This is a genomic window from Pseudomonas sp. GNP012, from assembly GCF_054343835.1.
This window is the reverse complement of the sequence record NZ_JBTGUU010000001.1, coordinates 3072545-3084608: the sequence shown is the minus strand read 5'-3', so window position 1 is coordinate 3084608 and position 12064 is coordinate 3072545. Positions and strand designations below refer to the sequence as shown.

The window sequence follows — 12064 nt, the reverse complement described above, 5'->3', positions numbered from 1 at the left end:
GATTTGCGAGCGCGCGCCCTTGCCCCTCATTGGAGCTTGAACATGAAGATTGATTTGAGCGCAAAACTGGCAATCGTCAGCGGCAGCACCGCCGGCATTGGCCTGGGCATCAGCCAGGCACTGGCCGAGGCGGGCGCCACGGTGGTGGTGATCGGCCGCGATACGGCCAAGGTCGAGCAGGCACTGGCGAGCATCCGTCAGCGTGTTCCCGCCGCGCAATTGCGTGGCGTGACCGCCGACCTGGGCACCGCCGAAGGCGCCGAAAAACTGTTCGCCGCCGAGCCACGGGCAGACATCCTGGTGAACAACCTCGGGATCTTCAACACGGTGGATTTCTACGACACCCCGGACAGTGAGTGGACGCGCTTCTACGAGGTCAACGTGATCTCCGGTGTGCGCCTGTCCCGGCACTACACACCGGGCATGGTCAAGCAGGGTTGGGGGCGGGTGATCTTCCTGTCTTCGGAATCCGGCGTGGCGACCCCGGCGGACATGATCAACTATGGCGTGACCAAAAGCGCCAACCTCGCCGTGTCCCATGGCCTGGCCAAACGCCTGGCCGGCACCGGGGTGACGGTCAACGCGATCCTGCCCGGCCCGACCTTTACCGATGGCCTGGAAGACATGCTCAAGGACGCCACGGCCGAATCCGGGCGCAGCGCCCGGGACGAAGCCGATGCGTTCGTGCGCAAGGCCCGGCCGACGTCGATCATCCAGCGCGTGGCGGACGTCGAGGAGGTTGCCAATCTGGTGGCCTACATCGCTTCGCCGTTATCCTCGGCCACCACCGGTGCTGCCTTGCGGGTCGACGGCGGTGTCGTCGACAGCCTGGCCATCTGAACCTTATTGATTGGAGAAAGCATTTCATGGCAACTGCAACAGCCTTCATCGACATCCCGGCTTCGGCCGAACAGGTCTGGCAATTGATTGGCGGATTCAACTCGCTGCCGGACTGGCTGCCGTTCATTCCCAGGAGCGAGCTCAGTGACGGTGGGCGCGTGCGCAGCCTGCAAACGGCGGATGGCGCGGTGGTGATCGAACGCCTGCAAACCTTCGACAACATGGGCCGAACCTACAGCTACTCGATTGAGCAGGCTCCCTTTCCGGCAACTGAATATCTGGCGACGATCAAGGTCGAGGCGCAAGGCGATGGCGCGCGGGTGACCTGGTCCGGGCGGTTTGAACCGGTGGGCGTGAGCAATGAGGAAGTGGAGGCGTTGTTTACCGGGATTTATCAGGGTGGACTTGAGGCCTTGCGGGCCAATTACCCGGCCTGACCGTCAAAACACCAATCCCCCTGTGGGAGCGGGCTTGCTCGCGAATGCGTAGTGTCAGCCAACATATTTGTTGAATGAGAAACCGCATTCGCGAGCAAGCCCGCTCCCACAGGGGATCTGTTTTGATCTTCAGATGAACACTAGGCCTGCGGTATCAAACTCTCCCGACAATCAAGCACCAGCCGCGCACCGCCTAGTTCGCTGCTGCCCACCTCCAGCGTAAATCCGTGCAGGCTCACAATCGCCGCGACGATGGACAGGCCCAGCCCGAAGCCGGTCTTTTGATTGCCAGCCTCGGCGCGATAGAAACGCTGGAATACCGCTTCACGCTCCGCCTCGGGAATGCCGGGGCCTGAGTCGAGCACTTCGATCCGTGTATGCCCGCCAGCATTGACCCCGCGCAGGATCACCGCACCACCGGGCGGGGTGAATTTGATCGAGTTGCTGAGCAGGTTCGCCACGGCTTCGAACAGCAGCGCCCGGTCGCCATTGAGGGGTGACAATGACGCGGGCAGGTGCAGCTGGAAAACCAGGCCGTCGTCTTCCGCCAGGGGCAGGTAGAACTCATGCAGTTCCTGCAGCAACGCCACGGGGTCCAGTTGCACGAAACCGGAGCGGCGCCGGCGATCTTCCAGTTCGGAAATCCGCAGCAGGCCACGGAAACGCGCCATCAGCGTATCGGCCTCGGCCAGCACCAGGTCCAGTTGCATGGCCTGCGGCGAGCCTTCGCCGGCTTGCTGCTGCATGCGGTAAAGCTGCGCGCGCAGACGGGTCAGGGGCGTGCGCAGGTCATGGGCGATGTTGTCGCACACGCCCTTGACCTCGTGCATCAGGCGTTCGATGCGTTCGAGCATGGCGTTGACGATGGCGGCGAGCATGTCCAGTTCGTCACGCCGACTGGACAGTGGCAGGCGCCGGCTCAGGTCGCCCGCGACTATGGCTTCGGCACTGGCCTGGATCCCGCGGATGCGGCGCAACGGCCGGCGCCGCAGCAGATACCAGCCGACGATGCCCGGCAGGATGGTCAGGGTCACCCCCCAGAACAGCGCGTGAAGAATGATGCGGGTCACGGCGAACAGCGAACCGTTGTCGCGCACCAGCACCAGCCAGCGGCCGTCGAGGGTACGGGTCGCCACGGCGTCGCAACTGTCGGCGGGCAGCGTCTGGTCATCATTGTCGCCGTAGGCATCGCAGTCGCGCAGCATGTGGATCTTGCCATCGAGCGGCAAGCCGTCCGGAATGTAGCGCAGGGCGCCGCTGAGGTAACGGTGCCGGGCATCGAACAGGCCGTAGGCGTCGATGCCGCGGATGTCGAAGGTCATGCTGACGGCGAGGGCGTCCACCAGTTGCTCGCCCGAGAAGCGCGAAAACAGGTGCTGACGTTGCATCAGTGAATGTTTGGCCAGATTGTCCAGATAAGCGGAAACCTCGTAGTACATGACCCCCATGAGAATCCCGCTCCAGATCACGAACAGCGAACTGTAGAGCGCCAGCAAACGGCTGCTGGAAGAGCGCCAGCCTTTAGACGGGTTCGGCAATGACATAACCCGAGCCTCTCACGGTCCGAATCAGTGGGACATTGCCAGGCGGGTCGATTTTCTTGCGCAGACGGCCGATGTGTACGTCGATCAGGTTGGTGCCGGGGTCGAAGTGGTAACCCCAGACTTCTTCGAAAATCATCATCCGCGAGAGGATTTGCCCGGTATTGCGCATCAGGAATTCCAGCAGTTTGTACTCGGTGGGCAACAGCGTCAGCAGTTTACCGTCGCGGCTCGCTTCGTGGCTGATCAGGTTCAGCTCCAGATCCGCCACCCGCAACGTGGTCGCCTGGGCGGTCACGGTGTTCTGCCGGCGCAGCAGGACTTCGACCCGGGCGGCCATTTCATCGGTGGCGAAGGGTTTGGTCAGGTAGTCGTCGCCGCCGGCGCGCAAGCCGCGCACGCGCTCATCGACGTCGGAGAGTGCGCTGATCATCAGGATCGGTGTCGCCACGCCCATGGTCCGCAGCGTGGTGACGATCGCCAGTCCATCGAGCTCGGGCAACATGCGGTCGAGGGTGATCAGGTCATAGTTGCCGCTGACTGCCCGCTCCAGCCCTTCGCGGCCATTGTCGACCCAGTCGACGTCGAGGCCGTGGCTACTCAGTTCGGCGACAATTTCCCGGGCGGTCACGGCGTCGTCTTCGATGGTCAAGATGCGGGTCATAAGGCTGGCCTGATTTGCAGTTCAATACGAAGTTGCGAGCATTTTGCCAAGAAAAAACTGCGACTTAATAAATTAACTTTCATCTGGGCGGGGTCGCTTCACGCGTTCCCGGGGAATAGGAGCCAGCCTGCTGGCGATGGACTCAAGTGCGCCACGTTTATCCAGTTCACACGCGTAATCGTTAACGACCATCGCTGCGATGCGGCGACCCGACAAGCCAGCTCCCACAAAAGACCGCGTCCGAATCGAAAAACCAGTGAACGCCCCCCCCAAAAAAAAGGTTGTCTGACCGCCAGTGGCAACGCAAATAACCCATGCATAAAACCCGTTGGCTAAACCTGATCCTTGCAGTTTGCATGGGGCCGGGAAGTTCAAACTTTCTAAACGATTGAAGCACAACGATTTATTCAAAATGCGTGGCTGGCACGGTGACTGCAATTCCTTCCTCGAAGAGTTGTAACACCATCTTTCTGCCTGGAGCGATACAACTATGAATAGATCCTCTGACGGTTTCTATCCCGCCATGGACCCCGCCATGAATGAGTCCACCACGCTGTCCGGCGTGTCCTGGGGGGCGATTTTCGCGGGTGCCGCTGCCGCGGCGGCGTTGTCGCTGATCCTGGTGTTGCTCGGCTTCGGCCTGGGTTTTTCGGCGGTGTCGCCTTGGGCCAATGAAGGCGTGAGCGCCAAAGGCCTGGGAATCTCGACCATTGTCTGGCTGGCCTTCACCCAGATTGTCGCTTCGGGGCTTGGCGGTTACATCGCCGGGCGACTGCGGGTGAAGTGGGCGTACATGCACGGCGATGAAGTCTACTTTCGCGACACGGCCCATGGTTTTCTGGCCTGGTGCGTGGCGACGCTGGTGACGGCCACGCTGGTCGCCGGGTCGGTCAGCAGCCTGGTCGGCGGCGGTGTGCAGGCCGGGGCACACATGGTCGGCGGTGCCGCCAGTGCCGCGACGCAAGCCGTGGGCAGTGCGGCGGGCAATACCCAAGGCGATGAGTATGGTTACTTCGTCGACAGCCTGTTCCGTGATGATCGCCCGGTTGCCATCAGCGATGATGCGGCCCGGGGCACCGTCACCCGGATCTTTGTGCGTTCCCTGAGCAGGGGTGAGCTGGCCGCCGAAGACCGGACTTACCTGGCGCAACTGGTCGCGCAGCGGACCAACCTCACTCAGGCCGACGCCGAACGTCGTGTCGATGAGGTCTATGCCCGCACCCAGAAAGCCGTGGCCGACGCCAAGCTGGCCGCTCAACAAGCCGCTGACACCGCCGCGAAAGTGGCGGCGTGGACCACGCTGTGGATGTTCGTTGCGCTGTTGGCCGGTGCGTTCTTCGCCAGCCTTGCCGCGACCTTCGGCGGTCGTCGTCGGGATGCGGTGGTGTATCTGGAAACCGATACCTACGTCACCGCTGCACCGATTCGTTAATCCAGGAGAACTACCATGCGTTCATTACTGCTGTTCTTTCTCGGCGTGCCGATCCCGATCATTATCTTGATTGCGTTGTTTGTGCATTGATTCGACTGCCGCCTTTGCCTTTGGGTGAAGCGGCGCTTTTGCTTAAGCCATCGCGAGCAAGCTCGCTCCCACAGGGAATCACGCGTTCCTGTGGGAGCGAGCTTGCTCGCGATGGCGGTCGATGAGGCGAAATGAATCCGTCAGTCAATCGGCGTACTGACAAACACCTCAAGCCCTTCGGCATACGCCGTGAACGTGGCGACCCGCGCAAACTGCGCCGCACTCACCTGATCCGGCACCACCAGGTTGGTGAAGCTCCAGGCTACGGCGAGGGTGATGCCGTCCTGCTCGATCGCACCGTCAGTCTTCAGCGGCTGCTTTTCCAGCTCCCGCTCCAGCGCAGACCAGGCCGCCACCAGTTGTCCTTCGACCCGCTGCACCCAAGGCTCGAATTGAATTTCCGCCGGCCGCAGGTTGCGCTCGTAGTAAAGCTGCACGGACTTTTCGCTGGCGGCCAGCGCCAGCCCGATCAGGCGCAACGCGCGCAGACGCTGAGCCGGTTCGACGGGCATCAGGCTGTTATCGGCCAGGGTTTCCAGATAGTCGATGATCAGCGTCGAGTCCATCAACACCTCACCGTCATCCAGCACCAGGGTGGGCGCTTTGACCACCGGGTTGATCTGCCGGAATTGTTCGAAGTGGCGGAACACTGAGACCGATTGATGTTCCAGCGTGATTCCCAGGCATTTGGCAGAAATGGCGGCGCGCCTGACATAGGGCGAGTCCAGCATACCGATCAGCTTCATGGTCCTTTCCTTTATATGGCCATTTCGGGAGGACAACCTTAGCTGAGGTTCGCCGCCGTGCAAATGGCAGGGAAAATGGCCTCGTGCAGGCCGTTTGTCTTCTATATACAGCCGCTCGATTGAATTTCTTGCTATAAACGCACTCCGATTACCGCCTCAAAGCCTGCCGTAGAGCATTTTCAGGGCTTTGTCGGACAAATTCGCTGTCTTTTCAGTTGCTGAGGCCTCAAGTCGGCCTTAGACTGCCGCCCCTCGTAAATTGAGTGCCGGGTGGCGCTTGGAACAAACGGCGCCTTTCCGATGGCCTGCCCAGGTCTGCCGGAACGCTCCCTAATTCGCCTTAATGCACGTTTTTTTATAGAGATATCAATGACAAAGGACAAGTTGCTGGCCATGCCGGCGGATGACTACATGAATGCCGAGCAACATGCTTTTTTCTCCGAGCTGTTGCAGAACATGAAAGTCGAAACCCATGAGCGCATCGAACAGAACCGCATCGCCATCGAAAGCCTGGACACCCCGGCCGATCCGGCAGACGCGGCTTCGGTCGAAGAAGAGCGCACCTGGCTGGTGAACGCGATCGATCGCGACCAGCGCATGCTGCCTCAGTTGGAACAAGCCCTTGAGCGCATCAAGGAAGACAGCTTTGGCTGGTGCGACGACAGCGGCGAGCCGATCGGCCTCAAGCGCCTGCTGATCAGCCCGACCACCAAGTACTGCATCGAAGCTCAAGAGCGTCACGAGCAAATCGACAAGCACCAGCGTCAGGCCTGATTCTGTGAGGCAGCCCTGTTGAACCGGGCTGCCTTGAAAAGATCGCAGCCTGCGGCAGCTCCTACGCAATTGAAGTAGGGCGTTGCTGCAGGCTGCGATCTTTGTTTTCTGCCGTCTGCGATTTCCCGATTCTTCTATTGATCTGCTGCAACGTTCGCGACTAAAGGCTCATGGATAATGGCCTTATGCCGGCGTTTAATGCGAAGACAACAATTAGAAGTTTTCCGGGGTGACGATGATGACAAGAGACGGGTCTCTGGCTGCGGCAGTGTCTGCACCAATGCTGTTGCCGAAAAACCGCTGGCTGACACCGACGCTGCAAAGCATCGCCCTGATGCTGTTGTTATGTGGCATGACGTTGGGCGGTTGGTCGCTCTACCTTGGCCTGCCCCTGGCCGTACTGATTATCTGGCTGCCTCGCTTGCGTTCGCGCGCGACCCCACAGGCGGCTTCCCCCGACAACGCTGATGCCATCGGCGATTTGACTCGCGATCTTTCCTACACCACCAGCCATAACGCGCTCTCGGCCGCCGGGGTGGCGTTCTCGGTTCGGCAATTGGCGCAAAAACTGCAATCGCAGCTGTCGGCGGCGGCACAGATCGTCAGCAACGCCGAGGTCATGATTACCACCGAACACGCCACCTCGCTGCTCAGTCGCCAGGCGCTGAGCGCTGCCAGCGAGGCTCATCAAAGCGGCGTGATGGGGCGTACGGAACTGATCGAGTCCATTGCCCGCATGCATCAGCTCAGCCAGCGCGCCAGTAACAGCCGTGAACTGATCGAAGCCTTGAGCCTGCGCAGCGATGATATCCAGCGCGTGACCCTGGTGATTCAGTCCATCGCCAGCCAGACCAACCTGTTGGCGTTGAACGCCGCCATTGAAGCGGCGCGGGCGGGGGAGCACGGTCGCGGATTTGCAGTGGTGGCCGACGAAGTTCGCGGGCTTGCCGCGCGCACGGCGACCGCGACGGGCGAAGTCGGTGAGATGGTTGCCGATATCCAGCAACGTACGACACAGGTGGTGGAGCAGATCCGCCAACTGTCCAGCGACCTCGACACCGGCGTCGAGCAGGTCGAGCGCACGGGGCAGCACCTGGAGAACATTGCCCGCCTGGCGGCCAGTGTCGAGTCCCAGGTCGGGGAAATCGCCCGGGGCGCAGACACCAACCGTGAACAGCTCGACAGCCTGTTTCACGCCATCGAGCAGATGCGCAGCGACCTGGCGGTCAGCGACCAGCAGACTCAGCGCCTGGCCCAGGCGGCGGTGCAAATGGAAGGGCAGGCAGAAACCATCAGCGAGCGACTGGCCGAGGTGGGGCTGGATGATTATCACCAGCGGATCTATGACCTGGCCCGGGAAGGCGCGAGCCGGATTGCAGAGCGTTTCGAGGCGGATATCGATGCCGGTCGAATCAGTCTGGACGACCTGTTCGACCGCAACTACCAGGTCATCCCCAATACCAGCCCGGCCAAGTACCAGACGCGTTTCGACCGCTACACCGATCAGGTTTTACCAGCGATCCAGGAACCCTTGTTACCGCGTCACGAAGGATTGGTGTTCGCCATCGCCTGCACTCAGCAGGGTTATGTGCCGACCCACAACCATGCGTTCAGCCAGCCGCTGACGGGGGACGCGCAGGTTGATGCCTTGCAGAACCGGACCAAACGCAAGTTCGCCGACCGCACTGGAATCCGCTGCGGCAGCCATCAGAAGGCCGTGCTACTGCAAACCTATACACGCGACACTGGCGAGTTGATGCACGATCTTTCGGTGCCGATCATGCTCAAGGGCCGGCATTGGGGCGGTTTGCGCCTGGGCTACAAGCCGGAAAAGCCGCGCTAGAAACCCCGGGTTGCCGTGTAATGCTGTTCAACTGTAGGAGCGAGCTTGCTCGCGATGGACTCAAGAGCGCCGCGTTTAGTCAGTAAACACGCGGCATCGTTAACGACCATCGCGAGCAAGCTCGCTCCTACAGTGGATCGGGTTACCGGGCAATTGTTACAAATCCTGCAACTAACCTGTGCAGCGTTTTGCTGTTTCCTCGTCGAAGATTTAACTAGCATACCTATTAATTAGGTTGCTAATTAAGTTCGAGGTCAGCATGCAAGGCAAAGTTGATATCGCGGTCATGATCGGCAGCGGCGTACCTGCCAGTCTGCGCTCCATGGGACGCAAGGTTTGCTGGGTGGTGTTGCTCAATGGCGAGCGCAGGGGCACGGCGTTCTCCAGTCGCGACGAAGCGCAGGAGTGCAAGGCTGCCTGGTTGGCGCAATTGAACGCCGAAAGACCTGACAGCCAGCATTGAAGGGGTCAGTGGGTCTGATGCATGCGCAGGTTCAGGTCGTCGACCACCCGCGCCCAGTCTGCGTCTTCGCGCAGTTGTTCCTTGAGGAAGCCGGCCTGCTGTGGTGTCCAGAACTCGGCGTCGATGAGCTTCTTGTCGTCGGGCAGGGAGTGGGCGGCAATGAAGTCGTCGATCGCTTTCTGGCTGGAGTCCAGGCCGAGCTGGTCGAACAGGCCTTTCAGGTCGTGTGTCGGTGATTCCATCTTCATCTCCTTGCAGGTCATCAGTCGGGCCGAGGGGCGACGTGCGGTCTCCTGATTTGGAGGGCGCCGCACGGGTGGAGTTCGATCACGATGTTCAAACGCAACACAGAGCATAGACCGCCAATCCGGGTGTCAGGCTTTCAGTGCCCCGGCATCGACCGCCGCCTTCAGTTCCCTGGCCGATTCCTGGGCCGCAATGGCAGCGACATCCGGGGTTTTGAACCAGCGATCTTTTTCGACCTGGTGATAGGTCACGGTCTTGAGCGGAGGTTTGGCGCGCATGACAATCACGGCCTGAAATTCACCCTCGACTTCTCTGGCTTCACCGCGGATAAAAAACTCGCCGATATCAAATTCCGTCACGTTGCAGACTTCCCCTGGAAATACATTGTTGTTGTCAACGCCATCCGATTTGTTGCGGATCCGTTTTATTGGGCGGGCAGTATGGCAGTAGTTGCCCGTCGACGGCTGAGATAAGTCGACGGGCAGACCAAACGTCGTTGAAAATGAGCGCGGCGGGCGTGTCAACCCTTTGATTCAAGAAACCGGGCGAGGGCGCAGGCTTCGTTATGATTGGCTCGGAAACCTCTTACACAGCCTGTAGAAATATCCTTGATGTGAAAGAAGGCAATGCCCGCCATCACCACCTGAAATCGCGGGCGGGGAGGGACGTCGAGAAGCGGTTCAGAGGGGCCGAACGGTATCGGCTGCGAGATCGCTGCTGTTTTCGAGTCAGGCAGCAAGGGATAGGCAAAGTGTGTCAGTGTGCACATATGAAGTCCTTTTCATTGTTTTACCGACGTATGTACGTCGTTTTGGCTAGTCTCCAGGAGCATCGCTGCTCTAGAATCACCCTTGCTGGCGGGTGAATGATGTTTATCTAAAGCAATTTTTTGCTAACGATATGTAGGAAAATTTGTTCTCTTTGTGAGATTTTTCCCCGAAGTTGATAGTCCATAATTTTCTGGCAGCAGGAGGGGCGTTTTCCTTCAGCCTGTGACGAACGCCAGTCAGGACGACGCGAGTGACGTTCCAGTAGTCTTCTCAAGCTTCGTGATAAATGAGTGCACTGCTCATTCAGGACTTCAATCCGGGTTCTCTGGCTACACCTTCGGCATTGCCGCTTTTTTGGCTGTGCGTTTATTTTCGCGTACGGCGCCATTTTTCAGATGTGGGGATGTTTCCTTGGCAGTAAGTAATCTCGATATGCATGCCTTGTTCGTGCTGGGCGATTTGCGCGCAAAGCTGGTCAAGCAGTTTCAGTCACGTTTCGTTTACATCACCGAACAGAACGCTGAAGGCATCTACATTGCCGAAATCGACACCGAATCAGCCCTGGTGGTGGACGACAAACCCGGACTCAAGCTCAAGGTCGGCGATCATTTCAGCGCGTCCGTGCTGCCCAGTCGCGAAGGCGGCAAGCTGGACATCAGGTTCCGCGACATCAAACTGACGGTTTACGGAATTGGCGATTACGCCTTCGTGAGCACGGCCGACGGTCAGGGGGTCGTGTTCAAGGAAGGTCACAGCGTGGTGATGGTGTTTGCCGCCCATCAACAGTTGCAGGAAGGCCTGACCAAGACCCTCAAGGCCGTGACCGCCAAAGTGGCCAAGTGGCGCAAGGGCGAGCTGGTGACCTTCAAGGCCAGCGAGTGATGACCCTGACCCGCGCCGACTTCCACGAACAGAACCTGGCCAGCGCTCAAGACGAAGCGCGGCGGCTGTTCGGGCAGAAGTCCCTTCTGCAAGGAGCCTGGCTGAACTGGGTGGCGTCACAGCTTTACCAACTGCAACCGGCGCCATACGCCAGCATGGTCAGACGAGAGCTGGCGCGCTTGCAGGAAACTTCCGAAAACTGATCCACGCACCTCGAAAGCAGGAACCTCTACTACAGTCATTGGACTGAGTATTCAGAGGCTTCGCGGGTCTACTGCCAGGCCATCCTGCTATTGCTGTGAACAGCACGAGGTGCAAAAGCATGAACGGATTTCGACGGTTGCTGGCTGCTGTCCTGGCCACTTTCGGTTTGCTGGCGACACCCGCCCCGGTGTTTGCCGCCCAGGCGCCGATCCACTTCGCCGACCTGAACTGGGAAAGCGGCAGCCTGATCACCGATGTCCTGCGCATCATTGTCGAGAAGGGCTACGGGCTGCCCACCGATACCTTGCCAGGCACCACCATCACCCTGGAAACCGCGCTGGCCAACAATGACATCCAGGTCATTGGCGAAGAGTGGGCCGGTCGCAGCCCGGTCTGGGTCAAGGCCGAAGCCGAAGGCAAAGTCGTCAGCCTCGGCGATACGGTCAAGGGCGCTACCGAAGGCTGGTGGGTGCCGGAATATGTGATCAAGGGCGACCCGGCCAAGGGCATCAAGCCGCTGGCGCCGGACCTGCGCAGCGTCAGCGACCTGCCGCGCTACAAAGATGTGTTCAAGGACCCGGAAGCTCCGACCAAAGGGCGTTTCCTCAACAGCCCGATCGGCTGGACCTCGGAAGTGGTCAACAAGCAGAAGCTCAAGGCGTACGGACTGGAGGACAGCTACGTGAACTTCCGCAGCGGTTCGGGCGCGGCCCTGGATGCAGAGATCAGTTCGTCCATTCATCGTGGCAAGCCGGTACTGTTTTACTACTGGTCGCCCACGCCGTTGCTCGGCCGCTTCAAGCTGATTCAACTGGAAGAACCACCGTTCGACGCCGAAGCCTGGAAGACCCTGACCGACGCCGACAACCCCAATCCACGGCCGACCCGTTCCCTGGCTTCAAAGCTGTCGATCGGTGTGTCCACTCCCTTCCAGAAGCAATATCCGCAGATTGCCGAGTTCTTTGCCAAGGTCGACTTTCCGATCGGCCCGCTGAACAAGGCGCTGGCCGAGATGAGCGAGAAACATACACCGCCGCGCCAGGCGGCAGAGGCGTTCATGAAGGCTCATCCGGACGTCTGGCGGGCCTGGCTGCCCAAGGACGTGGCGGATAAAGTCTCCGCCGCCTTGTAG

Annotated in this window: 15 protein-coding genes; 9 read left to right on the top strand and 6 right to left on the bottom strand. The window is 59.9% G+C overall.

From position 1 onward, the window contains the following. Positions 1-42 precede the first annotated feature (42 nt). Together ACXX83_RS13755 and ACXX83_RS13750 are read left to right on the top strand one after the other, a co-directional pair. On the top strand, positions 43-840 hold the full coding sequence (locus ACXX83_RS13755) for an SDR family NAD(P)-dependent oxidoreductase (protein ID WP_015094496.1): 798 nt from the start codon (positions 43-45) through the stop codon (positions 838-840). A gap of 26 nt (positions 841-866) precedes the next feature. Beyond that, complete coding sequence (locus ACXX83_RS13750; protein WP_217835632.1) at positions 867-1277, top strand: SRPBCC family protein; 411 nt, start codon at positions 867-869, stop codon at positions 1275-1277. A gap of 140 nt (positions 1278-1417) precedes the next feature. Here the strand turns inward: ACXX83_RS13750 and ACXX83_RS13745 are convergent, their stop codons facing one another. Beyond that, positions 1418-2821 (bottom strand): sensor histidine kinase, encoded by a 1404-nt coding sequence (locus tag ACXX83_RS13745; protein WP_458548785.1) that lies wholly within the window; start codon positions 2819-2821, stop codon positions 1418-1420. Continuing rightward, positions 2799-3482, bottom strand: coding sequence for a response regulator transcription factor (locus tag ACXX83_RS13740; protein ID WP_015094499.1), 684 nt, complete (start codon positions 3480-3482; stop codon positions 2799-2801). The genes ACXX83_RS13745 and ACXX83_RS13740 overlap by 23 nt, the downstream gene beginning before the upstream one ends. A 490-nt stretch (positions 3483-3972) precedes the next feature. Here ACXX83_RS13740 and ACXX83_RS13735 point away from each other — a divergent pair, with 490 nt between their 5' ends. Further along, positions 3973-4914, top strand: coding sequence for a hypothetical protein (locus ACXX83_RS13735; protein WP_458548783.1), 942 nt, complete (start codon positions 3973-3975; stop codon positions 4912-4914). Between the two features lie 230 nt (positions 4915-5144). On the opposite strand, the gene ACXX83_RS13730 is transcribed toward ACXX83_RS13735, so the two are convergent. Beyond that, positions 5145-5750, bottom strand: a complete 606-nt coding sequence (locus ACXX83_RS13730; protein WP_458548781.1) for a glutathione S-transferase family protein — start codon at positions 5748-5750, stop codon at positions 5145-5147. A gap of 369 nt (positions 5751-6119) precedes the next feature. Between ACXX83_RS13730 and ACXX83_RS13725 the strand changes: the two genes are divergently transcribed. The 3 genes from ACXX83_RS13725 to ACXX83_RS13715 all read left to right on the top strand — a co-directional run bounded on the left by ACXX83_RS13725 (position 6120) and on the right by ACXX83_RS13715 (position 8830). Then, positions 6120-6524 carry a TraR/DksA family transcriptional regulator gene (locus ACXX83_RS13725; protein ID WP_007935965.1) on the top strand — a complete coding sequence of 135 codons (405 nt, stop codon included), beginning with the start codon at positions 6120-6122 and terminating at the stop codon, positions 6522-6524. Between the two features lie 235 nt (positions 6525-6759). Then, positions 6760-8367, top strand: a complete 1608-nt coding sequence (locus ACXX83_RS13720) for a methyl-accepting chemotaxis protein (RefSeq protein ID WP_458548779.1) — start codon at positions 6760-6762, stop codon at positions 8365-8367. Positions 8368-8626: 259 nt separating this feature from the next. Further along, on the top strand, positions 8627-8830 hold the full coding sequence (locus ACXX83_RS13715; protein ID WP_458548777.1) for a hypothetical protein: 204 nt from the start codon (positions 8627-8629) through the stop codon (positions 8828-8830). Positions 8831-8835: 5 nt separating this feature from the next. On the opposite strand, the gene ACXX83_RS13710 is transcribed toward ACXX83_RS13715, so the two are convergent. The 3 genes from ACXX83_RS13710 to ACXX83_RS13700 all read right to left on the bottom strand — a co-directional run bounded on the left by ACXX83_RS13710 (position 8836) and on the right by ACXX83_RS13700 (position 9845). Next, complete coding sequence (locus ACXX83_RS13710; protein WP_217835627.1) at positions 8836-9072, bottom strand: DUF2789 domain-containing protein; 237 nt, start codon at positions 9070-9072, stop codon at positions 8836-8838. A 132-nt stretch (positions 9073-9204) separates the two neighbouring features. After that, positions 9205-9435, bottom strand: a complete 231-nt coding sequence (locus tag ACXX83_RS13705; RefSeq protein WP_007973761.1) for a hypothetical protein — start codon at positions 9433-9435, stop codon at positions 9205-9207. 161 nt (positions 9436-9596) lie between these two features. Next, positions 9597-9845: a hypothetical protein gene (locus ACXX83_RS13700; RefSeq protein WP_225923697.1), complete on the bottom strand. Its 249-nt coding sequence runs from the start codon at positions 9843-9845 to the stop codon at positions 9597-9599. Between the two features lie 412 nt (positions 9846-10257). Here ACXX83_RS13700 and ACXX83_RS13695 point away from each other — a divergent pair, with 412 nt between their 5' ends. The 3 genes from ACXX83_RS13695 (at position 10258) to ACXX83_RS13685 (ending at position 12064) form a co-directional block, all read left to right on the top strand. Then, a complete protein-coding gene (locus ACXX83_RS13695; RefSeq protein ID WP_458548775.1) occupies positions 10258-10728 on the top strand; it encodes a hypothetical protein in 471 nt (156 codons plus the stop codon). Continuing rightward, a complete protein-coding gene (locus tag ACXX83_RS13690; RefSeq protein WP_217835626.1) occupies positions 10728-10931 on the top strand; it encodes a hypothetical protein in 204 nt (67 codons plus the stop codon). The genes ACXX83_RS13695 and ACXX83_RS13690 overlap by 1 nt, the downstream gene beginning before the upstream one ends. A 119-nt stretch (positions 10932-11050) precedes the next feature. Then, entirely contained in the window at positions 11051-12064 is a 1014-nt protein-coding gene (locus ACXX83_RS13685; RefSeq protein ID WP_217835625.1) for an ABC transporter substrate-binding protein, read from the top strand.